Source organism: Micromonospora sp. SD12 (assembly GCF_052068495.1).
GTDB lineage: Bacteria > Actinomycetota > Actinomycetes > Mycobacteriales > Micromonosporaceae > Micromonospora > Micromonospora echinofusca.
This window is the reverse complement of sequence record NZ_JBQHDF010000054.1, coordinates 1-931: the sequence shown is the minus strand read 5'-3', so window position 1 is coordinate 931 and position 931 is coordinate 1. Positions and strand designations below refer to the sequence as shown.

Genomic DNA, 931 nt, shown 5'->3' with positions numbered 1-931 from the left:
TTGGTGTCGTGTTCGAGGATGCGGTGTTGGAGTTCTTGGAGGCTGCGGCCGGGTTCGAGGCCGAGGCCGTCGATGAGTGCTTCGCGGGTGCGGCGGTAGACGCGGAGGGCGTCGACTTGGCGTCCGCTGCGGTAGAGGGCGAGCATGAATTGGTGGCAGAGGCGTTCGCGTAGTGGTTCGGTGGCGGTGAGGATTTCGAGTTCTGGGGTGATTTCGCGGTGTCGGCCGCAGGCGAGTTCGGCTTCGAGTCGGTCTTCGATGGCGGAGAGTCGTTCGTCTTCGATGGCGGTGATTTCTGACCAGGTGATGCCGGTTTCGACGAGGTCGGCGAGGGCGCGTCCGCGCCAGAGGGCGAGTCCTTGGTGGAGGAGGTCGGCGGCGTGGTGGGGGTTGTTGGTTGCGGTGGCGTGGCGTCCTTCGCGGATGAGTCGGCGGAAGCGGTAGAGGTCGATGGTTTCGGTGTTGAGGCGGAGTTGGTAGCCGGGTGGGTGGGTGTGGAGGGTGGCGGTGGTGGTGGGGTCGGTGTTGGTGGTGAGGGTGCGGCGGATGGCGGAGACGGCGTTTTGGATCATTTTGCGGGCGGTGGGGGGTGGGTTGCCGTCCCAGATGGCGTGGAGGAGTTGGCTGGTGGCGACGACTTTGTTGGCGTTGAGGAGGAGGTAGGCGAGGATGGCGCGTTGGCGGATTCCGCCGAGTTCGAGTGGGGTGTTGTTGTTGGTGATTTCGGTGCTGCCGAGTACGGAGAATTGCATGGTTCCTCCGGGTGGTTGGCGGCGTGTTGGTGGGTTTGGAGTTTCCCATTGGTGGTCATTGGTGGGGCACCCCTAGGGCACCCCGCAGGAGGTGGTGGGGGTTGGTGGTGGTCATTGGTGTGGAAGTGCGCTGGTGCTGGTCAGGTGTCGTGGGCCGGCGGTGGGGCATGAGACCGTCA

At 64.7% G+C, this 931-nt stretch carries 1 protein-coding gene; it reads right to left on the bottom strand.

Translation table 11 applies throughout. From position 1 onward, the window contains the following. A partial coding sequence (locus tag ACTMS2_RS29275; RefSeq protein ID WP_441178268.1) for an AfsR/SARP family transcriptional regulator occupies positions 1 to 752 on the bottom strand: 752 nt, incomplete at its 3' end. Between the last annotated feature and the right edge of the window lie 179 nt (positions 753 to 931).